The sequence below is a fragment of the Halomonas sp. 328 genome, assembly GCF_015645095.1.
Lineage (GTDB): Bacteria > Pseudomonadota > Gammaproteobacteria > Pseudomonadales > Halomonadaceae > Bisbaumannia.
In genome coordinates, this window is sequence record NZ_JADOTW010000022.1 from 30,118 (window position 1) to 55,003 (window position 24,886).

Genomic DNA, 24,886 nt, shown 5'->3' on the forward strand with positions numbered 1-24,886 from the left:
TTCCTGGGTCGGGCTCAGCCGTTGATGCGGCCGGCAAAGGGCGAGGAGGGATCGGCGCTCTGGCGACGCGGCATGCGCCCGGCCAGATAGGCCTGACGCCCGGCTTCCACGGCCTGCTTCATGGCCCGGGCCATCAGCACCGGCTGGCGGGCGTGGGCGATGGCGGTATTCATCAGCACCGCATCGCAGCCCAGTTCCATGGCCAGGGCGGCGTCGGAGGCGGTACCGATGCCCGCGTCCACCAGCACCGGTACCTCGGCCTGTTCCACGATCAGGCGGGTATTGTGCGGGTTCTGCAGGCCATGGCCGGAGCCGATCAGCGAGCCCAGGGGCATGATCGCGCAGCAACCCAGGCGCTCCAGCTCCTTGGCCACGATGGGATCGTCGCTGGTATAGACCATCACGTCGAAGCCATCGGCCAGCAGCACCTCGGCGGCCTTCAGGGTCTCCACCACATTGGGGTAGAGGGTGGTGTCGTCGCCCAGCACCTCGAGCTTGACCAGGTTGTGGCCGTCGAGCAGTTCCCGGGCCAGCTTGCAGGTGCGCACCGCGTCCTTGGCGGTATAGCAGCCGGCAGTGTTGGGCAGCAGGGTATAGCGCTGCGGCGAGATCACGTCGAGCAGATTGGGCGCCGAGGCGTCCTGCCCCAGGTTGGTGCGCCGCACCGCGAAGGTGACGATCTCGGCGCCACTGGCGTCGATGGCCGCCGCGGTCTCGTCGAAATCCTGGTACTTGCCGGTGCCCACCAGCAGGCGGGAATTAAAGGGGCGGCCGGCCACCACGAAGGGCTGGTCGCTGAGTACTTGAGTCATGGGTCTGGCTTCCTCGATTGGCCGCGGATCGCAGGGCGTCGGGTCGTCGAATGCGGGCGCCGCGGGCTTAGCCGCCGCCGATGGCGTGCACGATCTCGACGCGGTCGCCTTCGGCGAGGCGAGTCTCGGCGTGAATGCTGCGGGGGACGATCTCTTCGTTGACCTCGACGGCGATGCGCCGCCCGGCGAGCCCCAGGGACTCGAGCAGTTGCTGGATCGTCACCTCGCCATCGAGCGGCTGGGGTTCTCCATTGAGCTGGATCTGCATGGCGTCCTCTCGATAGCAGGATGGCAGGGGCCATATTGTAGCCTGTTCGGCCCTCACGGGGTACGGTAGCGCCTGCCATGAATGGTCGGGAGACAAGCGATGCGTGATCGCAACTGGTGGTTGCTGGTGGCCGCCTCGGGAGCCCTGCTGGTCATCGCCGGCGCCTTCGGCGCCCATGCCCTGGAGGGACGACTGACGCCGCGCCTGCTGGCGGCCTTCGAGACCGGGGTGCGCTATCAGGCCTGGCATACCCTGGCGATGCTCGGCGTCCTGGCCTGGCGGGCGGCCATGCCGCTACCCGGCCAACGCCTGGTGCTGGGCCTCTGGGCCCTGGGCATCGCGCTCTTCTCCGGCTCCCTCTATGCCCTGGCGCTCAGCGGCCTGGGGCGCCTGGGGTGGATTACCCCCCTGGGTGGCCTGGCGATGATCGGCGGCTGGCTGGCCCTGGGGGCCTGCGTGCTGCGCGCTCGCCCCACGACGCCCGACTAGTCGCTATCCGGTAGCGCATAGGTAGCGGTTACCAGGGCCACCGGCGCCTCGTCCCCGGCGGAGAAGAGCTGCACCTCCCCCACGGCCAGGCGCCGCCCCAGCTTGAGGACACGGGCATTGGCAATCAGATCCCGGTCCCCCCGGGCGCGGCGCAGGAAGTGACAGTTGAGGTCGGTGGTCACCGCCATGGGTTCCGGGCCGATCTGCGCCAGGATCGCCACATAGAGGCAGACATCCGCCAGCCCCATCAGGGTCGGCCCGGAGACGCAGGCCCCTGGCCTGAGGTGCTCGTCCTCGATGGCCAGGCTCATGGTGGCGCGCATCTCGTCGACACCCTCGATGGTGCCCTGGCGATGGGGAAAGACCTCGTCGAGAAACTCCTCGATGGCGGCGGCGGTCATCACGGTCATGGCGGCGCTCCCTGCGGCGGGCGAAACGGTGGCAAGCGTTGCGCCACAAGATAGCGCAAGGCCGCCTCCGGGCCCAGCCCGAAACCACCAACGCCCCGGGGCCCAAGGGCCGCCGGGGCGCTGTGCTAGTGGGCCGGGCAAGGCCCCTTAGATGGCGCGGGCCTTGTGCACCGCCCGCCAGTGGTGCAGCAGCGGCTCGGTGTAGCCGGAGGGCTGCTCGAGGCCCTTGAAGACCAGCTCGCTGGCCGCCTGGAAGGCGGTGGAGGCGGCGAAGTCGCGGCTCATCGGCACATAGTGCGGGTCGCCGGCGTTCTGCTCGTCCACCACCTTGGCCATGCGCTCCAGGGTCTCCCGGACCCGCTCGGCGCTGACCACGCCATGGTGCAGCCAGTTGGCCACGTGCTGGCTGGAGATCCGCAGGGTGGCACGGTCCTCCATCAGGCCCACGTCGTGGATGTCCGGCACCTTGGAGCAGCCGACGCCGTGCTCGACCCAGCGCACCACATAGCCGAGGATGCCCTGACAGTTGTTGTCGAGCTCCTGCTGGATCTCGTCATCGGACCAGTTCGGGTCCTGTGCCACCGGGACGGTCAGCAGATCGTCCAGGTAGTCGGGCTCGCCCTGGGCCTCCAGCTCGTGCTGGACCGCCTGGACATCGACCTGATGGTAATGCAGCACATGCAGGGTCGCGGCGGTGGGTGACGGCACCCAGGCGGTGTTGGCACCGGCCTTGGGCTGGGCCACCTTCTGCTCCAGCATGGCGGCCATCAGGTCCGGCATGGCCCACATGCCCTTGCCGATCTGGGCGCGACCACGCAGGCCACAGGCCAGGCCGATCTGCACGTTGTTGCGCTCATAGGCCTGGATCCAGGCGGCATGCTTCATGTCGCCCTTGCGCACCATGGGGCCCGCCTGCATCACGGTATGCATCTCGTCGCCGGTGCGATCGAGGAAGCCGGTGTTGATGAACACCACCCGGGAGGCGGCGGCGCTGATGCACGCCTTGAGGTTGGTGGAGGTGCGGCGCTCCTCGTCCATGATGCCCATCTTCAGGGTATCGCGGGGCATGCCCAGCAGCGCCTCGACACGGCCGAACAGCTCGTTGGCGAAGGCCACTTCCCGGGGACCGTGCATCTTCGGCTTGACGATATAGACCGAACCCTCGCGGGAGTTGCGCGGCTCGTCGCCCCCCTTCTGCAGATCGCGCAGGGCGATCAGGCTGGTCACCACGCAGTCGAGGATGCCCTCGGGCACCTCGTTGCCCTCGGCGTCCAGTACCGCCGGCGTGGTCATCAGATGGCCCACGTTGCGCACGAAGAGCAGCGAGCGGCCCGGCAGGGTCAGGCTGCCGCCATCCGGCGTGGTATAACGACGATCCGGATTGAGGCGACGCACCACCGTCTCGCCGCCTTTCTCGAAACGCTCTTCCAGATCGCCCTTCATCAGGCCCAGCCAGTTGCGATAGACACCGACCTTGTCCTCGGCATCCACCGCGGCCACGGAGTCTTCGCAATCCATGATGGCGGAGAGCGCCGCCTCCATCAGCAGGTCCTTGATATGCGCCGGATCGTCCTTGCCGATGAAGTGCTCGGCATCGAACTGGATCTCCAGGTGCAGGCCGTGGTTGCTGAGCAGCACCGCCTCGGGAGAGGCCGCCTCGCCGCGATAGCCCACCAGCTTGCCGGCCTCCTTGAGGCCGGTTTCGCGACCGCCCTCCAGGGTGACCACCAGGTGGCCGTCACGGATCGCATACTTGACCGCCTCACGGTGGGAGCCGGTGGCCAGGGGCGCGGCCAGGTCCAGCACCCCGCGGGCATAGGCGATCACCTTGGCCCCACGCTTGGGATTGAAGGCCTTGCCCTTCTCGGCGCCGCCGTCGTCACTGATCGCATCGGTGCCATAGAGCGCATCATAGAGGCTACCCCAGCGCGCATTGGCCGCATTCAGCGCATAACGGGCGTTGCTCACCGGCACCACCAGCTGGGGGCCGGCCTGGGAGGCCAGCTCGGCATCCACCTTGGAGGTGCTGACCGCGACCTTGGCCGGGACCTCGGCCAGGTAACCGACCTCCTCGAGGAAGCGGCGATAGGCGGGCATGTCACGCACCGGGCCAGGGTTGTCGCGGTGCCAGCGATCCAGCTCACGCTGCAGACGCTCGCGTTCGGCGAGCAATTCACGATTTTTCGGGGTCAAATCGTGGAACAGCGCATCCACGCCGGACCAGAAGGCCTCGGCATCGATACCGGACCCCGGCAGGGCCTGCTCATTGATGAAATGGTCCAGCTCGCTGGCCACCTGGAGACGGTGGCGAGTGACTCGGTCGGTCATGGGGCCTCCTGATGCGCTGCAGACGGCAGCATGCGCCGGCTGCTTATCGTTATCTCGAATACGAAACCAGTATATATTTGTGGAAATACCTTCCATATGCTACCCGATTTTGGGCGCCTGGTCTGCCCGCCTCGACCAAATGATGAATCCATCTCCCGGCAATATGGCCTGGAGGGGCCCATAACGCTAGGATTGGCGCCTGACGGGAGGCCTTCATGACCGACTTCACGCCACTCACCACCCTGGGACCCATCATGCCCGCCGGGCATGCCCCTCAGGCGTTGCCGCATCTGGAAGACTATCTCGCCCATTACCGCCTGATGCCGCTGTTCGGCGACCGGGTGGGGCTACACGTGGGCTACACCGAGGCCGAGCCCTTCCGTCTCTGGACCCAGGTGTGGAGCCCGGCCCAGCCGCGCGGCACCGCCTTCGTGGTGCACGGCTACTTCGACCACTTGGGCCTCTATCGCCACCTGCTGGAGCGTCTGCTGGCGGGCGGCTGGCGAGTGGTGCTCTGGGACCTGCCGGGACACGGGCTCTCCACCGGACGGCGGGCCTGCATCGATGATTTCGACGACTATGGTCGCTGCCTGGCCGCCCTGCAGCAGCGCCTGAGCCTGGAGGGCCTGGCCCCCCGTCCCTGGGTGGGCATCGGCCAGAGTACCGGCGCCGCCATCCTCGCCACCGACGCCCTGAGCCGCAATCACGAGAGCCAGTGGGCCGGCCTGGCCCTGCTGGCGCCGCTGGTGCGCCCCTGGGGCTGGAACCAGTCCAGCTGGTTGCACCTGGTGGCCAGCCCCTTTATCCGCAGCCTGCCACGCAAGTACCGCTCCAACTCCAATGATGATGACTTCACCACCTTCCTCCGCGAGCAGGACCCCCTGCAGCCGGACCGTCTCTCGGTGACCTGGATCAGCGCCATGCGCCGCTGGATACCCCGCCTGCTGGCCCTGCCTCCGGCACAGCTGCCGGTGCTGATCCTCCAGGGCGAGCAGGACCTGACCGTGGACTGGCAATGGAACCTGGATATCCTGGCCCGCAAGTTTCCCGATGCCGAGGTCCATCGCCACCCGGAGGCCCGCCACCACCTGGTCAACGAGACGGCACCGATCCGCCAGGCCCTGTTCGATGAGCTCGATGCGTTTCTGGCACGCCGGGAGCGGCCCGAATGAGGCGCCTGGCAATCCTATGGCTGATGATCACCCTGCTGACGGCCTGCGCCAGCCCGCCGGATCGCCCCACCCAGTTGCGCCAGGCGCTGATGGGGCTCAGCGAAGAAGCCACCCGCCTGCTGATCGAGGAGCCGGCCTGGGACCTCGAGGCCAGGGAGATCACCCTGCTGCTCTCCCATGCCGAGGTCGAAGAGAGCCTGCCTATCGGCCAGGCGCGCTTCGAGGAGAGCCTGACCCGGGCCCTGCTCGCCTACCCGGCCGGCCCCCAGGTGATCGACTGGCGGCCGCAGATGAGCAATGTCACCGCCCCCGCCGGCCAGTGGCTGCTGGATGCCCGCCTGGTGGCGGATGGCCCCGAGCTGCGCCTCTCGGATCGCGCCCTGCTGCCCTACCGGCTGGAACTCCGCCTGCGCCGCCCGGAAGACAGCCAGCCACGCTGGGAACGGGCCATCAGTGGCGCCTTCGATGCGGATGCCCTTTAGCCATTACCGACGCCCCGGCCACGCACGTCACGCCTTATTGGCGTCCCAGTAGACGCTCCAGCTGACGATAGCCGATGGCCTCCAGCAACTGATCGCGGCCGGGCCGCTCCAGGCCTCCCAGGTCCGCCAGGGTCAGGGCGACCCGCAATACCCGATGATAGGCCCGGGCCGAGAGGCGCAGTCGCTCCAGGCTCTGGGCCAGCCAGGCGCGATCCGCGGCGTCCAGCGCGCAGGCCGCCTCCAGGGCCGCCACGGGGAGGGCGGCATTGAGCCCGCCCCGCTCCCGCTGACGAGCCCGCGCCGCCACTACTCGCTCGCGTACCCGCACCGAGCCCTCCTCCGCCGTCGTCGCGGTCAGCTGCTCGGCGGGCAGTGCCGGCACCTCCACCTGCAGGTCGATACGGTCGAGCAGGGGGCCCGATAGCCGCGACTGGTAGCGCTGTACCTGTCCCGGGGTACAGCGACAGTCGCGGCGAGGGTCGCCCAGGTGACCGCAAGGGCAGGGATTCATCGCCGCCACCAGTTGAAAGCGGCTCGGGTAACGCCGCGTCACCTTGGCCCGGGCCAGGTCCACCCAGCCCGCCTCCAGGGGCTGACGCAGCACCTCCAGCACGCTGCGACTGAACTCCGGCAGCTCATCCAGGAAGAGCACCCCCTGGTGGGCCAGGGAGACCTCACCGGGACGCGGCGAGGAACCCCCGCCCACCAGGGCCGCGGCGCTGGCGGTATGATGCGGCGCGCGGAATGGCCGCCGGCCCCAGTCGGCGAGCAGCGGCAACCCCGCCACCGAGCGAATGGCCGCCAACGCCAGGGCCTCGTCCTCCTCCAGCGGTGGCAGGATGCCGGGAAGGCGGCTGGCCAGCATGGTCTTGCCGCTGCCCGGCGGGCCCACGAAAAGCAGGTTGTGACCGCCGCCGGCAGCCACTTCCAGGGCCCGGCGCGCCTGGTGCTGGCCGCGCACCTCGGCCAGGTCGGCGATCTCGAGATGGCCCTGGGCGGGGCGTGTGCCGGGCTGGGGGGCCAATGGCTCGCGTCCCCAGAGATGGGCCGCCACCTCCAGCAGATGCGCCGCCGGCAAGACCGTCAGCCCCTCCACCAGGGCCGCCTCGGCGGCGTTTTCTCGAGGCAGGATCAGTCGCCGCCCGGCGCGCTTGGCCGCCAGGGCCGCCGGCAGGACCCCGCTCACCGGGCAGAGGCGGCCGTCCAGGGCCAGCTCGCCCAGGCACTCCACCTCGCTCAGGGCCTCCATGGGCACCTGGCCGGAGGCGGCGAGGATACCCAGGGCAATGGGCAGATCGAAGCGCCCGCCCTCCTTGGGCAGGTCGGCGGGGGCCAGGTTGAGGGTGATACGACGGGTGGTGGGAAACTCGAAATTGGCATTGAGCAGGGCGCTGCGCACCCGCTCTCGACTCTCGCGAACGGCGGTCTCCGGCAGCCCCACCAGGGTGATGCCGGGCAGGCCATTGGCCAGATGCACCTCCACCCGCACCTCCGGGGCCTCCAGCCCCAGGGCGGCACGGGTGGTCACGATCGCCAGCGTCATGACTCGTCCCTGAGCAGCGGAGGATTCCTTAACCCTAGCTCAGGGCCGCCAGGACGCCACTCACGCCCGGGGCGGCGTCTCGTCCTGGGTCTCGCCGCCGCCGGCATCCTCCGCCGCCGATGGCGAGGCCTCGGCTTCCAGGCGCGCCTGCAGCAGCCGCTCCAGCTCGGCCACCTGGCCCTCCAGGGCCTCGACCCGGGAACGGGTGCGCTGCAGCACCTCCATCAGGATGTCGAAATCCTCCCGGGACACCAGTTCCAGGCGATCGAAGGCGCCCTTGACCACCTGCTGCACGCTGCGTTGCAGCTCCTCCGGGGCCTGGGAGGCTCCCTGCAGGCGCTCGCCCAGTTGCTGGGCGAGGCGCCCGATCCGCTCGTTATTGATCATCGCTGATCGACTCCTGAAAAACGCCATGGACTGCCCTACAGGATACGCAAGGCGAGCCCCGGACGCATGCGCCCCAAGGAAGCACCGGCCTGGACGCCAGGCACCAGCTTGGTGCATGACGCGGCCTCGCCTTCGCCCGACGAGGCGGAAGAATGTCGTCTAGCCATCTGCTTTACAAGGAAAAACTCCCTCGTTGGCATGTTTTGCGCACTGCACTAGTCAGGCACCCGCCTGCTGCACGCCAATGACAACTTCGATGTAGGGAGTCCGGGATGAAACTCATCACCGCCATCATCAAACCCTTCAAGCTCGACGACGTTCGCGAAGCCCTGGCCGACAACGGCGTCCAGGGCATCACCGTCACCGAAGTCAAGGGCTTCGGTCGGCAGAAGGGCCATACCGAACTGTATCGCGGCGCCGAATATGTCGTCGATTTCCTTCCCAAGGTGAAGGTCGAGGTGGCCATCGATGATGCCCGCGTCGAGACGGTGCTGGATGCCATCCGCGGCGCCGCCAATAGCGGCAAGATCGGTGACGGCAAGCTGTTCGTCACCAGCCTGGAGGATGTGATCCGTATCCGCACCGGTGAGCGCGGCGCCGACGCCGTCTGAGTTCGCCCCTCTTTCCCCTTCCAGTCAGCCCGCCTGGCTCAGGAGTTCCGACCATGACCGATCTAGTAGAGCTGAGTTACGCGCTCGATACCTTCTATTTCCTTATCTGCGGCGTCCTGGTGATGTGGATGGCCGCCGGCTTCTCCATGCTCGAAGCCGGGATGGTGCGCTCCAAGAACACCGCCGAGATCCTGACCAAGAACATCGCCCTCTTCGCCATCGCCTGCACCATGTACCTGCTGGTGGGCTACTACATCATGTACTCCAGCGCCGAAGGCGGTTTCCTGCCCAACCTCGGCTTCCTGCTGGGCGGCGAGAACAGCGTCGATGCGGTGCTGGCCGGCGGTGACGACGCCCCCTACTACTCCATGCGCGCCGACTACTTCTTCCAGGTGGTGTTCGTGGCCACCGCCATGTCCATCGTCTCCGGGGCCGTGGCCGAGCGCATGAAGCTGTGGGCCTTCCTGGCCTTCGCGGTGGTGATGACCGGCGTCATCTACCCGGTCTCCGGCTACTGGACCTGGGGCGGTGGCTGGCTCGACGCCGCCGGCTTCTCCGACTTCGCCGGTTCCGGCATCGTGCACATGGCGGGTGCCGCCGCCGCCCTGGCCGGCGTGCTGATCCTCGGCCCGCGCAAGGGCAAGTACGGCAAGGACGGCAGCATCTACGCCATCCCCGGTGCCAACATGCCCCTGGCCACCCTGGGCACCTTTATCCTGTGGATGGGCTGGTTCGGCTTCAATGGTGGCTCCGAGCTGAAGGTCTCCGATGTGGAGTCCGCCAATAACGTGGCCCAGGTGCTGGTCAACACCAATGCCGCCGCCGCCGGTGGCGTGATCGCCGCCCTGATCCTGGCCAAGCTCTGGTTCCGCAAGGCCGACCTGACCATGGCCCTCAACGGCGCCCTGGCCGGCCTGGTGGCCATCACCGCCGAGCCCCTGGCTCCCTCCGCCCTGGGTGCGACCCTGATCGGTGGCGTGGGTGGTGCCATCGTGGTGGCCGCCATCGTCGGCCTGGACAAGCTGAAGATCGATGACCCGGTGGGTGCCATCTCGGTGCATGGCGTGGTGGGCATCTGGGGCCTGCTGGCGGTACCGCTGACCAATGGCGATGCCACCTTCGGCGCCCAGTTCCTCGGCATCATCGGCATCTTCGTCTGGGTCTTCGCCGCCAGCCTGGCCGTGTGGCTGATCATCAAGGCGGTGATGGGCGTTCGCGTCAGCGAGGAAGAAGAGTATGAAGGCGTCGACCTGGCCGAGTGCGGCCTGGAGGCCTACCCCGAATTCACCGTCGCCAAGGTGCGCGGTGGCGGCAGCGGCCGCCCCCAGAGCGACGGCCTGACCCAGTCACAGCGTCTGTCGACGCGAACCGAGTGAGCTGGCGTGCTCCCCTGGCCCCTTCGGGGGCCTTTTTTCTTGGTGTATGCTTGTGCCAAGTCCGGCAACCGCCGACCGACCCTTAGGATGCGAGGAGACAGACCATGAAACTGGTGACCGCCATCATCAAGCCGTTCAAGCTCGACGACGTTCGCGAGGCACTTTCCGAGATCGGCGTACAGGGCATCACCGTCACCGAGGTCAAGGGCTTCGGTCGGCAGAAGGGCCACACCGAGCTCTACCGGGGGGCCGAGTATGTGGTCGACTTCCTGCCCAAGGTGAAGCTGGAAGTGGCGGTGGACGATGCCATGGCCGAGCAGGTGATCGATGCGATTACCCAGGTCGCGAATACCGGCAAGATTGGCGACGGCAAGATCTTCGTCTCTGCCCTGGAGCAGGTCATCCGTATCCGTACCGGCGAAACCGACAAGGACGCCGTATAAGCTGGAAGCTGGAAGCTGGATAGCAGCCTAAATAACACCGCCTCCGAGGCAAGACCTCGGAGGCGGTTTTTTCTTCCAGCTTCAAGCTCCGGACGCAGTCCTGGCGGCTCACGGCGAAGCCGGGGTCTCGAGGGCGGTGACGACACGGCGCAGGCCCTGAGCCAGCGGGGTCTCCTCGGCCTCGCCGGGCACGAAGACCACACTCAGGCAGGCAAGCACCTCGCCGCCCCGGCGAATGGGCAGAGCGATGGCGGCGTAGCCGGGCTCCTCGGCGGAGACCATCAAGCGCTCGGCGGGGTCACGGCGGGCATGGCCCAGCGCGTCGAACTCCCGGGTTAGACGGGCCAGATAGTCCTTGTCCCGGGCCAGCCAGGCCGCCTCGCCGGCCCCCCGCGCAAGCCGCTCCAGCAGGGCCTGCCGGCGTCTCTCTTCGCTGCCCGCCAGCCAGGCCCGCCCCAGGGCCGAGCGCAATGGGCTGGGACGGAAGCCCAGCACCTCGCGATGGCGGATCCGTCGGCTCAGGGGGCGCGAGGTCTCGATGATCCGCAGGCTTGCCTCGTCTACCAACGCCAGGTCCGAGGGCCAACTCAGGGTAGCGTGGAGCTCGGCCAGCAACGGCGTCGCCGATGCCAGCCAGGACGCGTCCTCCGAGAGCCCCTGCCCCAGGGCGGCCAGCGCCGTGGTCAGCCGATAGCGACCATCCCCCAAACCACGGCAGACCCAGCCCTGCTCGATCAGGGTCGCCAGCAGCCGCAGCAGGGTGCTCTTGTCGATGCCACTCGCCCGATGCAGCTCGGCCAGACTCCACGGCTCTTCACGCCCGGCCAGGCAATCGACCACCGCCAGCCCACGCCTTAGGGCACGAATCGTCGTCATCTCCCCCCCTTCATCGGCGCCCTATCAATAAAAAAGTGCCGATGGAGACCATCGGCACAATCACTGCATCATATCGAGATATCCGGGCGCCCGGCCGGGGCAACGCCTGGGCGAGCGGTGCGTCCTCCCCGGCCTCGGCTAGGCGAGTCGCCTAGAACTGGAACTGCACGCTGGCCTGAATCCGGCTGGCATCCTCGGACTCGCCGTTGAGGCGCTTGATATCGGAGTGCTGGTACTCGATACCGGTGGAGAGGCGCTGATTGACGTCCCAGATCAGGTTGACGAAGGAGTACTGGACCCGATCGAGCCCGGTCTGGAAGCCGGCGATATCGTCCGGCAGGTCCTGGCTGAAGCGCGCGGTGCCGATGGCGCTGGACCAGTCGCTGTTCCAGTTGTGCTCCAGGGAGACGCCGAAGGCCTGGGAGTCGACGCTCTCCAGGGAGCCGTTGGCATCGATATAGGCGTCCGGCGTGCGCGCCCCGGCCACGCCATCCGGCACATAGCTCAGGTAGCTGCCCAGACCGCTGCCGACGGTGGCATTGGCCTTGAAGGTGGTGGCATCCCCCAGGGGCAGAGCCAGCTGCGCCGCGACGCCATAGGCGGTGGTGCTCTCGTCCATGCCGGTGGTGGCTTCGTTGGTGGAGAACTCGCTGACCAGGGCCGAGATGCCGAAATTGCGCCCGAACTGATAGCGGGCGGTCAGGGTCGGCAGGCGATTCTCGGTCTCCACGCCGGCGCTACCAATGGGCGACAGGGCGTAGGAGGGATCCTCCAGGGAGACCGCGAAGGTATTGGGCCCGGCGCTATGGGTATAACGCACCTGGGCCGGGCGACCGGTGGCATAGCCGATGGGGCCACCCAGCTTGAGGCTGCGCGGCGTGCCCAGGAAGTGCATGAAGTTGGTCCAGCTCTGGCCGGCCAGGAAGGGGCCATACTCGCCATAGGCGTGGCGCAGGTTGAACTTGCCGTCGGGCAGGAAGTGCCCTTCCAGGAAGGTGCTCACCGTGCCGTAGTCGGTACGGGTCTGGGTGCGGAAGTTGATCCGCGACTCATAGGCGGTGAAGTTGGTGCGCCCGTCGGTGCGGTTGCCAGGATTGAGCAACGCCAGCGGGTCGGTGGCGTCCCCCTGGTCATAATCGAAGTCGTAGAAGGCGTCCAGCTTCACGTAACCGCCGAAGGCCACGTCGGTATTGGTGCCAGGAATATTGAAGGTGGAGCGATGATTCCAGGGCGCCCCCACGCGGCTCGGTTCCCCGGTGACCACCGGCTGACCGGCGGGAACCACGTCGAAGGCATGAGAAGTCACGGCAGCAGCCAGCCCCACCGGCAGCATCGCGGCCAGTGCGAAGATCTTGTTGGTTTTCATTGGAGTCTATCCCTTTAACGATGATGGATTCGTGCTGTTGTTATGGAATTAACCGAGTCGTTATTGTCGTTTTACCTCCGTTAATCTTCCGGGGAATATCCGGCCACCGGATAAAGGACTCGCCTCCGGTGGCCGGGCCTTACCGATCAATACCGGGGTTAATAGAGTTTCTTCTGGGGCGGGCCGGAGAACTTGAGTTCACCGACGCTGGGCATGTCCACTTCCACCAGGGCCGGGCCCGCATAATCCACCGCCTCGGCCAGCACCGCGGCGAACTCATCGCCGTGGCTGACCTTCCAACGCTTGATGCCCATGGCATCGGCCAGCTGCTGGAAGTCCGGGGTATGCAGCTCGTTGTAGTACTGGCGCCCCTCGAAGTACTTCTCCTGGATGCCGCGCATCACCCCGTAGCCACCGTCGTTCATCACGATCAGGGTCATGTCCAGGTGCTCCTGGGCCATCGTCGCCAGTTCGCCGACGCCGAGTGCCAGGCCGCCGTCACCGACCAGGGTGACCACCTTGCGCTCGGGTTGGGCCACGGCGCAGCCGATGCCATGGGCGAGCCCCAGGCCGATGGCCCCGGCCAGGGAGTGGATATTGGTCAGCGGCCGCTCGATGGGCAGCAGTCGGCTGCCCCAGGTGCTGCCGGAGACGGTGATGTCACGCACGAAGATACCGTCCTCGGGCAGGGCCGCGCGTACCGCGTCGCTGAGCTTGGCGTATTCGCCCACCTGGGTGCGCAGGGCCTGCTCGGCCTCGACCACTGCCTTGGCCACGGCGGCGTCGTAGGCGGCATCCGGCTCGCGGCCCTCGAGGCGCTCGGCCAGGCGTGCCAGCACGTCGCCACAGTCGCCGCACAGGAAGGCGTCGGCCCGGTAGTTGCGGTGGGCGGCGGCGGGATCGATATCGATCTGCACCAGGGGGCGCGGCAACTCCACGGAGTAGGTCTTGGTCTCGTTGCTGCGCAGCCGGGAGCCGGCCACCAGCATCAGGTCGCTCTCGGCGAACAGCGCCTCCACCGAAGCGGCGTTATGGAAGGCGCGCAGGCTGCGCGGGTGGCTGTCGGGCAGCACACCCCGGGCATGGGTGCTGGAGACCACCGGGATACCGAGATCCGCCAGGCGCCCGACGGCGTCCCCGGCCTCCAGAGTGCCGCCACCGATCCACAACAGCGGGCGCTTGGCCGCCTTGAGCCGCTCGGCCAGGGCATCGATCTCGGCATCGCTGGCCGGGGCCGGAGTGGCCGGGACCACCGGGGCGGTCTCTACCCACTCGACCGGGCTGGCCTGGATATCGATGGGAATCTCCAGGCTCACCGGGCCCCGCGGCAGGGTCATCGCCTCGCGGATGGCGCGATGCAGCAAAGGCACCGCCTGCTCCGGGGTGCAGACCCGATAGGCGGCCTTGGAACTGGCCTTGAGGAAGGTGAGCTGATCCTTGGTCTCGTGGATGAAACCGGCGTCCCGGTCCAGGTAATCCTTCTCCACCTGGCCGGTGAGATGCAGCAGCGGCGTGCCGGCGTTGAGGGCCTCGAGCAGGGCGCCGATGGCATTGCCGGCGCCGGCGCCGGTGCTGGTCAGGGCCACGCCCAGGCTGCCTACCCGGGTATGGGCGTCGGCCATGGTCACCGACCCGGCTTCGCCACGGGCCGGCACGAAGCGAATCTTGTCGCGGCGGCCGATGGCGTCGGCGATCGGCAGGTTATGGATGGAGATCACGCCATAGACGGCGGAGACCGCATAGGCTTCGAGGGTACGGGCGATCGCTTCGCCGACGGTAATGGTGCTCATGGTGACTTCCTTTGTTGTGGTTGCCGGCGCGGCGTCAGTTGGCCCAGCCCATGGGGGCGCTGCCCAGCCCCAGGTAGAGGCTCTTCTGCTGCATGTAGGCCTGGATGCCCTGGCGCCCCTTCTCGCGCCCCAGGCCGCTCTCCTTGAAGCCGCCGAAGGGGGTCGAGATGGCGAATTTCTTGTAGGTGTTGATCCACACCGTACCCGCCTCGAGCCGAGCGGCCAGGCGCAGGGCGCGGCGGTAGTCGGCGGTCCAGATGCCGGCGGCCAGGCCGAAGACGTTGTCGTTGGCCAGCCCCACCAATTCGTCCTCGTCGTCGTACGCCATGGCCACCAGCACCGGGCCGAAGATCTCCTCCTGGCAGACAGCGCTGTCGTGGGGCAGCCCCTCGATAATGGTCGGCAGGTAGTAACTGCCCTCGGCCAGCTCGGGGGCCTGCGGGGCCTGGCCGCCGCACAATACCCGGCCGCCCTCGGCGCGGGCCTGGTCGACGTAGGCGGCGACGCTGTCGCGATGGGCCTCGCTGATCAGCGGCCCCAGGTGGGTGCCGGGGGTCTCGGGGTGACCGATACGCAGGCCCCGGGTGATCTCCAGCAGGCGGGTCATCACCTCGTCGTAGCGGCGACGCGGAATAAAGAGGCGCGAGCCGGCGATGCAGGCCTGGCCGGCGGAGCTGAAGATGCCATAGGCGATGCCCTGGGCGGCCTCTTCCAGATCGGCGTCCTCGCAGACGATGGTCGGCGACTTGCCGCCCAGCTCCAGGGAGGTGCCGATCAGCTTGTCGGCGGCGATATGCGCCAGGTGACGGCCGGTGTTGGTGCCGCCGGTGAAGGAGATCTTGCGCACCTTGGGATGGCGCACGATGGCCTCGCCGATCACCCGGCCACGCCCCGGCAGCACGCTGAGCAGCCCCTTGGGCAGGCCCGCCTCCTCGAACAGCTCGGCCAGTTTCAGGGCCAGCAGCGGCGTCGCCTCGGCGGGCTTGACCACCACGGCGTTGCCGGCGGCAAGGGCCGGGGCGATCTTCTGCATCTCGCTGGCGATGGGCGAGTTCCAGGGGGTGATGGCGGCGATGACGCCGAGCGGCTCGTAGGTGCTCAGGGTCATCAGGTCGCTGCTGCGCGGAGTGGGCAGCTCCCCCTCCAGGGTCTCGCAGGCCGCCGCGAAATAGCGGGCGGTACCGGCGGCACTGGCCACCAGGGCGCGGGTCTCGGCCAGGGGCTTGCCGTTGTCGCGGGTCTGCAGGGCGGCCAGCTCCTCGAGACGCGACTCGATCAGCTGGCTCACCCGGTAGAGGATGGCCGCCCGCTGGTGGGGCACCAGGTCGCGCCACTCGGGGCGCCGCCAGGCGGCGTCGGCGGCCTCGATGGCCTCTTCCACGTCCTCGAGGCTGGCGGCGTTGAGCCGGGCGGTGACGGAGCCATCGGCGGGGAAGACCGAGGCCATGGGGTCGCCGCGGCCCTGGCGCCATTCACCGGCGAGAAAGATCGGTTGCGTCATGGGAGTGCTCCTTTCGCTCACACCGTCACCGGGTCCAGCACCTGGCGACAGGCGCGAACCACCGACAGGGCGGCGAGCATCGAGGTCTTGGGGTTGCTCTCCAGGGGCCGGCCATTGAGTTCGATACGGAACTCGCCGAAGCGCCCCTGGGCATGAATACGGTGGGTGTTGCGCGTGGCTGCCGGATCGGCGGTGAGGCGCACGGTGGTGGCCTGCATGCCGATGCCGGCCAGGGCGATGGTGGCCGCCACATTGGCGTTGGCCGGGAAGAGGCGTGCGGCCTCGCCGGCGGTGCCCTCGTAGAAGACCGTCGCCTCGGTCAGGGCGTCCAAGTCCACCAGTTGCTCGGCATGGCTGCCCTTCCAGCTCTTGGGTGCCTTGCAGGCCTCGTAGGTCACGCTGTCCAGGCCCCCCTCCCGGGCGGCGGCCAGGCCGTCCATGCCGGCCACGGCGCCGGAGAGCACCAGCATGCGTCCCTCGCCGCGCTCCGCGGCCTGGCGCAGGCGGCCATAGAGGCCCTCATCGGCCAGGGCGCCGGTGGCCACGATGGCCAGGGTCAGGCCCCGGGAGAGTACCGCCTCGCCGTGCTCGGCGAGCCCCGGCTGGCCGGCGCACTCGACGACCAGGTCGGGGCGCTCCCCGCAGTCGTCGACGCGGCTCAACACCTCGATACCGCTGCCCAGCAGCTCACGGGTGGTGGCCACCTGGGCCTCGGGCACCACCACCCAGGCCAGTTCCAGGCCGGCCGGCAGCAGCCGGTGCACTTCCCGGGCCATGGCCCCGTAGCCGATGATCATCAAGCGTTTGCTGGTCATTGCGCGTCCTCAGAGGTGGTGGTTGAAGCCACCGGAAACGTCCAGGGCGGCGCCGGTGGTGAAGGAGGCCAGGGGCGAGGCCAGGAACACCAGGGCGCGGGCCGGCTCTTCGGGGCGCCCCAGGCGCTTCATGGGGATGCCGCGCTTGGCGGCGATGCCGGCGACCCACTGCTCCCAGCTCAAGGAGCGGTCATCGCGGGCCTCGAAGCGACGCCGCCACTGGCCCGACTCCACCATGCCCAGCAGGATGGAGTTGACCCGGATGCCCTCGTCGATCAGCTCATGGGCCAGGGAGTGGGTCAGGTTGAGCAGCGCCGCCCGGGCCGCCGAGGTGGCGATCATGTGGGGCTCCGGCTGCAGCGCCAGCAGCGAGTTGACGCAGGTCAGGGAGCCGATCTCGGAGGCAGCCAGCTGGGCGCGGAAGGCGTTCAGCGGGTTGATCACCCCGAACAGCTTGAGGTTGGCCTCGGCGAGCCAGGCCTCCTTGGGGGTGTCGTCGTAGTGGGCCACATAGCCCTGGCCGGCATTGGCGATCAGCATGTCGGCGCCACCGAAGCGCTCGGCCACCGCGGCGGCGAAGTCGGCGCAGGAGGCCTCGTCCAGCACGTCGCAAGGCTCGGCCAGCAGCTCGGCGTCGGGAAACGCTTCCAGCAGTGCCGCCCGGGCCGCCTCGAGACGCTCGGTATTGCGGCCGCAGAAGGCCACCCGGGCGCCCTGGGCCAGCAGCAGGCGTACCGCCTCCAGGCCGATGCCGGAGGAACCGCCGGTGACCACGGCGACGCGTCGTTCGATCAGGAAACTCATGGGACTCTCCTAAGGGGTCTCTGAGGCATTCGCCGCGCCGAGCAGCGGACGGGCGAAGTCGTCGAGGGCCGCGGCGAAGGCCGCGGGGGCATCGATATAACTGGCGTGGCCGGCCCGCGGGATGGCGCGGTAGGGCAGCCCCAGACGATCGGCCAGGGCTCGGGCATCCTCGGGCGGGGTGATGCGATCCTCGTCGCCGCACAGCACCAGGGTCGGCACCGCCGGCGTGCCGGCCAGGTAGCGTCCCAGTTGGTCATTGGCCAGCATCCAGCCGGCCTGGGCGAAGCCCTCCACATGGAGCTTGCCCATCTCCGCCTCGACCCGGGCGATCTCCGCCGGATCGGCGCCCTCGCGCAGCAGCCGCGGCGCCCGGGCCTTGGCATAGGCGCCATGGCCCTGCTCCATCAGTTGCGTCCAGCGGCTGCGATAGACCTCGTCACGCTTGGCCTCATCGGCATCGCCATAGCCCTGGGCCGGGTCCGCCAGTACCACCCCGGCCACACGGCCCGGATGGGCGGCCAGGTAGGCGCCGGCCATCATGGCCCCCAGGGAGTGGCCCACCAGCACGCAGCGCTGGACGCCGAGCCCGGCCAGCCAGGCCTCCAGACGCTCGGCATAGTCCGCGGCGCGGGGCGCCTTGGCCTCCAGTGGCCGGCTCTCGCCGTAGCCCGGGGCGTCCCAGGCCAGCAGGCGATAGCCGGGCAACTGCGCGGCGAGCGTCTCCCAGGAGCCGGCGCCGGAGCTGATGCCATGCAGCAGCACCAGGGTCGGGGCCGGTTCGGGCCGCGTCTGCTCGCGGTAGCACTGGACTCCGCTGTCGAGGTTGAGGCGTTTGGCGTCCACGGTGGTCCTCCTCGGGTGGCCGATGGCGGGCTTAGTTGCGCTTGACCTTGGAGAGGGGGTGATCCTCCGGATAGGTGGGGATCTGCGGCTTGTTCGTCCCCAGCATCACGCACATCAGCGCCTCTTCCTCGCCATGGTTGAACAGGCCCCGATAGATGCGCGGCGGAATCGAGATGACGTCACGCTCCTCGAGCACCGTCTCCATATAATTGTCGCCATCCTTGAGGAAGAGGGTGATGGTGCCCTTGAGCACGAAGAAGACCTCTTCCACATCGTCATGCACATGCAGTGGCCCCTCGCACTTGGCCGGCAGCACCATGGTGGAGAAGGTAAAGTGCTCGGCGGGAATGGTATTGGTATCCGCCTTGACGCCGGTGGCACCGGTGCCGATATAACGCATCTGGGCACGGCGATACTTGGGGTCGAAGTCGGCCTGAAACTTCAGGGCGTTCCAGTCGTACTTGCGCCCCTTGAAGCGGGCCACGCGGGTCTCCATCCACTCTTGGAAGGAGAGGTCGTCGGGCTTTTTCCAGGTTTCGAGCATCTCTGACATCATCGTTTCCTCTTTATCGGTGTCCACGGACGTTTCCGGGAAATATCGTGACCCCTTAGGGTCTATCCATCACGACTCGGGTGTTGGCTCACCGCACTTTCGTGTTTTTCGAGACAAAGGCATCCCCTGATCACCCACGGAGTGGCAATCGGCTTATTCATTAATCAATGATCAAGGCTTTTGAATAAGTGTCTGGGTCGTTATTGCCTCGTTATCGAGTCGGTACTTTCTTGTTCGCCAGGGTCGTTATTAATTCGTGATTGCGGCGTTATGCCTCGGCCTTCTTCTGGCGCCGGGTCTCGGCGTCGATGCCGCCCTCGATGGCCCATTCGGTAAAGGACTCCACCGAGTGCTGCATCTCCCGCGGCACCCAGGCCTCGGTGAGGTAGTCCTCGTTGGTGTAGTACTCGAAGGCCCCGCCCAGGGGGCTGTTCACGTACCAGAAGTAGGCGGAGGAGATCGGGTGGCGCCCCGGGCCCAGGAAGGTGCTCCACTGCTTGCGATTCATGGCCAGGCCGCCGCCGATCACCTCGTGGATATCGCGTACCGTGAAAGCCACGTGATTGAGGCCCCGGCCGCGATGCGGCAGCTTGAGCAGGAAGAGGTTGTGGTGGCCGCCCCGGGCCTGCATGCGCAGGAAGACACCGCGATCGGTATAGCGATCGGAGACGGCAAAGCCCAGGGTGTCGCGATAGAAGGCCTCGGTGGCCTCCAGGTCATCGACGAAGAAGACCGCATGGCCGATGGAGGCCGGGGTGGCCCGCTCGTAGACCGGGCTCGGCGCATCGATCCGGCGCATGTCGCCCCACTGGTTGATGGGGGTCACCTCGAGCTGAACGTCGCGCAGGGCGCTGACGCGGATGCGCACCGTCATGCCGTTGGGGTCGGTGCACTGGATGGCGTCGCCCTGGTCCACATAGCCGGGCCGGTCGGCCAGGCGCGCCTTGAGGGCCTCCAGGGCCTCAGCATCGACGACCCCCCAGGTCATGCGGCGCAGGGTGGAGCCCTCCTCGAAGGCGGCGGGCAGGCTGGGATGATCCACGCCGGCCACGCTGAGGCGCGCGCCATTGAGGGTCTCGAAGGCATCCCGCCCCTGGGCATCACTGCCCGCGGCACTCAGGCCGAAGTCTTCCAGGAACCGCTTGGCGACCTCGAGATCCTCGACGCCGAACTCCAACTCTTCGATACCCACGATGCTCATCGCTCTCTCCTGCGTCCTCGACGCGCTGGTTGTCTCGTGGCTCGGCGTCTGACGCCGGCCCTTGTCTCTCGTGCTAGGGCTCCTGCCCCTGGCTCCGGCCGGCGGCATCCCCCTGGTACCCCAGCAGGCCGGAAATGGTCTCGGAGGCCTCGGCCACATGGCCGCGCAGGCGCTCTCGCTCCTCGGCGGGGATCTCATGCACCGGCACCATGATGCTGACCACCGCCTCGATCTCGCCGTCGGCATTGCGGATCGGGTAGACGATGGAGGAGATCCCGAACTGGAAATAGGACTCCGCCACCACATAGCCCCGGCGGCGATCCTCCTGGACCAGCTCCCACAGCGCCTCGCGACTGTCCGGTGCCCCCGGCTTGGCATCCGGCAGGTCGTCATCCGGGTAGAGGGCCTCGAACTCGGCGCGACTCAGCCCGGTGAGCAGCATCCGCCCCAGGGAGGTGCGGTGCACCGGCAACCGGGTGCCGACGCTGACCCGGCGCACCGTGGCATTGGCGGCGCTGACCCGAGCCACGTAGATGACGTCCTGGCCATCGCGAATGGCGATATGGCTGGAGCAGCCGGTGGCATCGCGCAGCGACTCGATCACCGGCTGCCCCACCTGCACCACGTCCAGGGAGGCCACGTACTCGAAGCCCAGGCGCAGCACATTGACCCCCAGGGAGTAGTGTCCCGTGGTGGGGTGACGACGCAGGAAGCCCATGTATTCCAGGGTCTGGATGGCCCGGTAGGCGGTGGCCTTGGGAATGTCCACCCGCTTGGCGATCTCGGCGAAGCTCATCTCGCGGTGGTTGCGACTCAGCTCCATCAGGATCGTCAGGCCCCGCTCCAGGCCGGGGATCAGGTATTTGCGCTCGTCTTTATTGCTCATAGGGCGTGCTCTCCTTGGTTGGCCATTCGGGTACCAGCATACCCCTGCCTCTGTCGCGCGGCATGTCTGCGCGCTTCGGTCGTCTGGCACCTCGAGTCGCTTCCGCGGCCATGGCCCTGGGAGAGTCGATCTCGTCCGGTGTCTCGGTTGGCCTCGCGGCCCGTTTCGATAATTTCAAATATGAAATACGATTTATTATTTGATACAACCAAGATAGGTGGTTATCGGGCCCTTGTCAAGGCTCGCCATGGCGCAAGATGTCAAGCGTAATTGACTGATTTATATAGCGATTAATAGAAGCCCCCGGCGATGACCGAGGGCTTGTGAGAAAAACCGGGGAGGAAGGGAGAGGCGGAGAAGGATCAGGCGCGGGCCGTGGCCACCAGGCTGCGGTCGCGCAGGGCGATCAGGCGCTGGCTCAACCGCGCCTGGAGGTCGAGGCGCACCGCCCGGCAAGCGGGATCGTCCCAGCGGTTGCTGAGCTCGTGAGGGTCCGACACCAGGTCATAGAGCTCGCCCCCCGCCTCGCCTTCGAAGAGGCTCAGCCGCCAGCGCTCGGTGACCAGGCTGATGATGCTCGCCCGCGCCTCGCTGTCGCGGAACACCTGGATGCCCGGGTCCTCCACCAGCACGTCCGGCGCCGGCGCCGCGCCGAACAGGTCCAGGCCCTGCATGCCGATCGGCACCTTGAGGCCGGCCCGCTGCAGCAGCGTGGGCGCCAGGTCGATGGCGCTGCCCAGGCGCCCGCAGACCTCACCCTCGCCTGGTCGCCGCGGGTCATGCCAGATCAGCGGCACCCGCAGCACGCTCTGGAAGTGCAGGCCCATCTTGAGCATGCTGCCGTGATCGCCCATGTAGTCGCCATGATCCGAGGTGAAGGCCACCACGGTATCGTCGGCGAGGCCCCGGGCCTTCAGGACGGCCAGCACCTCGCCCACGGCATCGTCCACCATGCTGATGCTGCCGTAGTTGAGGGCGATGATCTCCCGGGCCTGGCGCTCGCTCACCGCGAAGGGCCAGTGACTCTGCGGATCCTCGGCGCCCCAGCGATAGGCCTCCAGGGCGGACTCGGGCAGCCCCGGGATGGCCTCCACCGGATGGTGGAAGGAGGCCGGCAGCTCCACCGCGTCCGGGTCGTACATCGACCAGTAGCGCCCCGGCGGGGTAAAGGGGTGATGGGGATCGGGAAAGGAGACCACCAGCACGAAGGGCGTTTCGGGGTCCTGATCGGCGAGAAACTCGCAGGCCTGCGCCTGAACATAGGCGGTGGGATAGAGCGCCTCGGGCACCGCGGTGCGCCAGCACTGGGGGGCCGTCACCGTGGACGGCAGGGCCTTGGCAGGGCCGCGCAGAGAATCCGGATCGGGGTGGCGCGCCTGCAGCCAGGCGGTGTAGTGGCCATCCACCAGGTCGCCGTGGCCGATGCACAGCCGGGCGTGCTCGAAGCCATAGTAGGGGCCGGGCAGCGCGAGCCCAGGCTGCTCGGCCCAGCGGCGGCGCACCTCCCAGCCGTAGTCGTCACCCTGGCGCTGATCGCGTCGTGCCAGGGCGAGCCCCGGGGTGTCGCCCTCCCCCCCCGGGGTCCGGGGCGGCGCCGGGATATCGGTGACGTTCTGGAAGTGCGCCTTGCCGATATAGCCGGTGCGGTACCCCTCCCCGCGCAGCACCTCGGCAAAGGTGAGGCTATCGAGTCCCAGGGGGATGCCGTTCTGGCGCACCCCATTCACCGAGGGCATCTGACCGGTGACCAGCGCCGCCCGGTTGGGCTGGCAGATCGGCGTGACCACGTGGAAGCGCGTGAAGCGCACTCCGGCCGCGGCCAGGCCGTCGATATGCGGCGTCTTCACCATGGGGTTGCCGTAGCAGCCCAGGTGATCGGCACGCTGCTGGTCGGTGATAAAGATCACGAAACTGGGGCGTCGCATAGGAATCTCTCCACGACCCACCCTCCCGGACCCGGCAGCACGCCTGACCCGGGGAGGGGGATTCAGCCGAACATCCAGCCGACCGGCACGGTGACGATCTGCGGGAAGGCGAAGATGATGCCGATGGCCAGGAAGTCGCAGATCAGGAAGGGGATGGCGGCCTTGTAGATGCTGCCCATGGTGGTGCCCTGGGGCGCCACCGCCTTCATCACGAACAGGGCCGCGCCCAGCGGCGGCGAGGTGGAGCCGGTCTCGATGGCCAGCAGGAAGAGCACCGCGAACCAGATGGTGTCGAAGCCCAACTGATCCACCACCGGCACGAAGATCGGCAGGGTGATCAGCATGATCGGCAGCGGCCCCATGAACATGCCCAGCAGCACCACGGTGAGCACCATGGCCAGCACGATCATATGGTCGTTGACCGGCAGGGAGAGCACCGCGTCCATCATGCCGAAGGTGGTGCCGGTGAAGGCCAGCAGCTGGCTGAAGGCCACCGCCCCGGCGACGATCAGCAGCACCATCACCGAGATATTGGCACTCTCGAACATGGAAACCCGGAAGTTCTCCAGCGTCAGGCGGCGCTTGGCCAGGGCCAGCAGGATGGTGGCCACGGCGCCTGAGGCCGCCGCCTCGGTGGGCGTGGCCAGGCCCAGGAAGATCACCCCGACCACGGCGAAGACGATAAAGCCGATGGGCAGGATATTGCGCACCCCCGCCTCCATCTTGACCCTGAGCGGCGTCGGCTCCACGTCGAAGGAGGGCGCCAGGTCCGGCTGCAGGGTACAGCGTCCCCAGATATAGAGCGAATAGAGCACCGCCATCAGCAGCCCCGGCAGGATGATGGCGATCAACAGCCGGCCGATGGAGATCTCCGCCACCACCCCCAATACCACGGCCAGGGCGCTGGGGGGAATCATGATCGCCAGCCCCGCGGAGCCGATGATCGGCCCCAGCGACATCGGCTTCTTGTAGCCGCGGCGCTCCATCTCCGGGGTCAGGCTGGAGCCCAGCAGGGCGATGGCGCCCATGCTGTTGCCGGTGAGGGTGGAGAACAGCACCCCACCGCCCACCGCCATAAAGGCCAGGCGTCCCTTGAGCTTGCCGAACCACTTGTCGAGGGTGTCCATCAGGTCATTGGCGATGCCGGAGCGGAACATCACCTCGCCCATGATCATGAACATGGCGATGGGCACCAGGGTGAAGCTGGTCAGGGCATCGGTGGTATTGATCACCAGTTGCTCGATACCGGAGGTGCCGCCCAGGAAGACATAGGCGCCCACCAGGTTCACCGCCAGAAAGGAAAAGGCCACCGGCAGCCCCAGCATCATCAATACCAGCAGGGCGCCGAGAATAAGCGATAGCGTTAGCCACCAATCCATAACATACCTCCACAGGGGGCCTGAGTCGGGTGGGCCGACGGGGTCAGCGCTTCAGACAGGCCACGGCCTGTGCCACGAACTGGATAGAGAGCAGCACCATGCCCAGGGGGAAGACCCAGGTGAGCAGGTAGCTGCGCGGCGCCAGCACGGTGGTCTCGCGGGAGCCGAACTGGTACTGGTCGAGGGTCACCGCCAGGCCATACCAGGCGGCATAGAGACAGATGACCGCGCCGAACAGCGCCACCAGGAACGCCAGCGGCCTCTGCAGCCGCGGCGGCAGGTGCTCGGTGACGATATCGATGGCCACATGGCGATTCTTCTCCAGCAGGTAGGGGGCGCCGAGGAAGGTCATGTAGAGCAGCGCATAGCCACTCAGCTCCACCACCCAGACCAGCGACTTGCCGAAGAAGAGTCGCGACAGGATCTCGCAGAAGACGGCTGCCGTGGCGGCCACCAGCGTGGCTGCGCTGATGCCCGCCAGCAGCAGGTTCAAACGGCTCACGCCCCGCATAAGAAGTGACAGGAGAGACTTGCCGCGGGTGAGTGACTGTTGCATATCGAGCCACCTGAAGTAGGGAAAGTCGGAGGCGCCCCGTCCTGGATGGGCCGGGGCACCCCACCGGGGT

Annotated in this window: 25 protein-coding genes; 6 read left to right on the forward strand and 19 right to left on the reverse strand. The window is 67.7% G+C overall.

The window, feature by feature from the left end; translation table 11 throughout:
• Window positions 1-14 precede the first annotated feature (14 nt).
• Window positions 15-812 (reverse strand): thiazole synthase, encoded by a 798-nt coding sequence (locus tag IHD13_RS12295; protein ID WP_195861345.1) that lies wholly within the window; start codon window positions 810-812, stop codon window positions 15-17.
• Between the two features lie 67 nt (window positions 813-879).
• Window positions 880-1,080, reverse strand: coding sequence for a sulfur carrier protein ThiS (gene thiS / locus IHD13_RS12300; protein WP_195861346.1), 201 nt, complete (start codon window positions 1,078-1,080; stop codon window positions 880-882).
• A 99-nt stretch (window positions 1,081-1,179) separates the two neighbouring features.
• On the opposite strand from thiS, the gene IHD13_RS12305 reads away from it, so the two are divergent.
• Complete coding sequence (locus IHD13_RS12305) at window positions 1,180-1,569, forward strand: DUF423 domain-containing protein (RefSeq protein ID WP_195861347.1); 390 nt, start codon at window positions 1,180-1,182, stop codon at window positions 1,567-1,569.
• Here IHD13_RS12305 and IHD13_RS12310 read toward each other — a convergent pair.
• Together IHD13_RS12310 and IHD13_RS12315 are read right to left on the reverse strand one after the other, a co-directional pair.
• Window positions 1,566-1,979, reverse strand: a complete 414-nt coding sequence (locus IHD13_RS12310) for a PaaI family thioesterase (RefSeq protein WP_195861348.1) — start codon at window positions 1,977-1,979, stop codon at window positions 1,566-1,568. The genes IHD13_RS12305 and IHD13_RS12310 overlap by 4 nt on opposite strands.
• A gap of 147 nt (window positions 1,980-2,126) precedes the next feature.
• Window positions 2,127-4,307, reverse strand: coding sequence for a malate synthase G (locus tag IHD13_RS12315; RefSeq protein ID WP_195861349.1), 2,181 nt, complete (start codon window positions 4,305-4,307; stop codon window positions 2,127-2,129).
• Between the two features lie 215 nt (window positions 4,308-4,522).
• Here IHD13_RS12315 and IHD13_RS12320 point away from each other — a divergent pair, with 215 nt between their 5' ends.
• Together IHD13_RS12320 and IHD13_RS12325 are read left to right on the forward strand one after the other, a co-directional pair.
• Entirely contained in the window at window positions 4,523-5,479 is a 957-nt protein-coding gene (locus tag IHD13_RS12320) for an alpha/beta hydrolase (protein WP_195861350.1), read from the forward strand.
• A complete protein-coding gene (locus IHD13_RS12325; protein WP_195861351.1) occupies window positions 5,476-5,961 on the forward strand; it encodes a hypothetical protein in 486 nt (161 codons plus the stop codon). The genes IHD13_RS12320 and IHD13_RS12325 overlap by 4 nt, the downstream gene beginning before the upstream one ends.
• A gap of 34 nt (window positions 5,962-5,995) precedes the next feature.
• Here the strand turns inward: IHD13_RS12325 and IHD13_RS12330 are convergent, their stop codons facing one another.
• Entirely contained in the window at window positions 5,996-7,504 is a 1,509-nt protein-coding gene (locus tag IHD13_RS12330) for a YifB family Mg chelatase-like AAA ATPase (protein ID WP_195861352.1), read from the reverse strand.
• Window positions 7,505-7,564: 60 nt separating this feature from the next.
• Window positions 7,565-7,891: an accessory factor UbiK family protein gene (locus IHD13_RS12335; protein ID WP_195861353.1), complete on the reverse strand. Its 327-nt coding sequence runs from the start codon at window positions 7,889-7,891 to the stop codon at window positions 7,565-7,567.
• A gap of 272 nt (window positions 7,892-8,163) precedes the next feature.
• Between IHD13_RS12335 and IHD13_RS12340 the strand changes: the two genes are divergently transcribed.
• The 3 genes from IHD13_RS12340 (at window position 8,164) to glnK (ending at window position 10,321) form a co-directional block, all read left to right on the forward strand.
• Complete coding sequence (locus IHD13_RS12340; RefSeq protein WP_195861354.1) at window positions 8,164-8,502, forward strand: P-II family nitrogen regulator; 339 nt, start codon at window positions 8,164-8,166, stop codon at window positions 8,500-8,502.
• A 53-nt stretch (window positions 8,503-8,555) separates the two neighbouring features.
• Complete coding sequence (locus tag IHD13_RS12345; protein ID WP_195861355.1) at window positions 8,556-9,878, forward strand: ammonium transporter; 1,323 nt, start codon at window positions 8,556-8,558, stop codon at window positions 9,876-9,878.
• A gap of 104 nt (window positions 9,879-9,982) precedes the next feature.
• Entirely contained in the window at window positions 9,983-10,321 is a 339-nt protein-coding gene (gene glnK / locus IHD13_RS12350; RefSeq protein ID WP_146801703.1) for a P-II family nitrogen regulator, read from the forward strand.
• A gap of 108 nt (window positions 10,322-10,429) precedes the next feature.
• Here glnK and IHD13_RS12355 read toward each other — a convergent pair whose 3' ends face one another.
• The 13 genes from IHD13_RS12355 to IHD13_RS12415 all read right to left on the reverse strand — a co-directional run bounded on the left by IHD13_RS12355 (window position 10,430) and on the right by IHD13_RS12415 (window position 24,816).
• Window positions 10,430-11,197 carry a helix-turn-helix domain-containing protein gene (locus tag IHD13_RS12355; protein WP_195861356.1) on the reverse strand — a complete coding sequence of 256 codons (768 nt, stop codon included), beginning with the start codon at window positions 11,195-11,197 and terminating at the stop codon, window positions 10,430-10,432.
• Between the two features lie 151 nt (window positions 11,198-11,348).
• Window positions 11,349-12,563 carry a DcaP family trimeric outer membrane transporter gene (locus IHD13_RS12360; protein ID WP_195861357.1) on the reverse strand — a complete coding sequence of 405 codons (1,215 nt, stop codon included), beginning with the start codon at window positions 12,561-12,563 and terminating at the stop codon, window positions 11,349-11,351.
• Between the two features lie 158 nt (window positions 12,564-12,721).
• Window positions 12,722-14,353: a thiamine pyrophosphate-binding protein gene (locus IHD13_RS12365; RefSeq protein WP_195861358.1), complete on the reverse strand. Its 1,632-nt coding sequence runs from the start codon at window positions 14,351-14,353 to the stop codon at window positions 12,722-12,724.
• 34 nt (window positions 14,354-14,387) lie between these two features.
• Complete coding sequence (locus IHD13_RS12370; protein WP_195861359.1) at window positions 14,388-15,854, reverse strand: aldehyde dehydrogenase; 1,467 nt, start codon at window positions 15,852-15,854, stop codon at window positions 14,388-14,390.
• Between the two features lie 17 nt (window positions 15,855-15,871).
• Window positions 15,872-16,669 (reverse strand): aspartate dehydrogenase, encoded by a 798-nt coding sequence (locus IHD13_RS12375; protein WP_195861360.1) that lies wholly within the window; start codon window positions 16,667-16,669, stop codon window positions 15,872-15,874.
• Window positions 16,670-16,678: 9 nt separating this feature from the next.
• Complete coding sequence (locus IHD13_RS12380) at window positions 16,679-17,473, reverse strand: SDR family oxidoreductase (protein ID WP_195861361.1); 795 nt, start codon at window positions 17,471-17,473, stop codon at window positions 16,679-16,681.
• A 9-nt stretch (window positions 17,474-17,482) separates the two neighbouring features.
• On the reverse strand, window positions 17,483-18,316 hold the full coding sequence (locus tag IHD13_RS12385; protein WP_195861362.1) for an alpha/beta fold hydrolase: 834 nt from the start codon (window positions 18,314-18,316) through the stop codon (window positions 17,483-17,485).
• A gap of 31 nt (window positions 18,317-18,347) precedes the next feature.
• Entirely contained in the window at window positions 18,348-18,869 is a 522-nt protein-coding gene (locus IHD13_RS12390; RefSeq protein ID WP_230086279.1) for a cupin domain-containing protein, read from the reverse strand.
• Window positions 18,870-19,137: 268 nt separating this feature from the next.
• Window positions 19,138-20,070, reverse strand: a complete 933-nt coding sequence (locus IHD13_RS12395) for a VOC family protein (protein ID WP_195861364.1) — start codon at window positions 20,068-20,070, stop codon at window positions 19,138-19,140.
• A gap of 73 nt (window positions 20,071-20,143) precedes the next feature.
• Window positions 20,144-20,956 carry an IclR family transcriptional regulator gene (locus tag IHD13_RS12400; protein ID WP_195861365.1) on the reverse strand — a complete coding sequence of 271 codons (813 nt, stop codon included), beginning with the start codon at window positions 20,954-20,956 and terminating at the stop codon, window positions 20,144-20,146.
• A gap of 362 nt (window positions 20,957-21,318) precedes the next feature.
• Window positions 21,319-22,881, reverse strand: a complete 1,563-nt coding sequence (locus tag IHD13_RS12405) for a sulfatase family protein (protein ID WP_195861366.1) — start codon at window positions 22,879-22,881, stop codon at window positions 21,319-21,321.
• A gap of 62 nt (window positions 22,882-22,943) precedes the next feature.
• The gene (locus IHD13_RS12410) at window positions 22,944-24,260 is read right to left on the reverse strand and encodes a TRAP transporter large permease (protein ID WP_195861367.1); all 1,317 of its coding nucleotides are present in this window, start codon (window positions 24,258-24,260) and stop codon (window positions 22,944-22,946) included.
• 43 nt (window positions 24,261-24,303) lie between these two features.
• Window positions 24,304-24,816, reverse strand: coding sequence for a TRAP transporter small permease (locus IHD13_RS12415; RefSeq protein WP_195861368.1), 513 nt, complete (start codon window positions 24,814-24,816; stop codon window positions 24,304-24,306).
• Window positions 24,817-24,886: the final 70 nt, after the last annotated feature.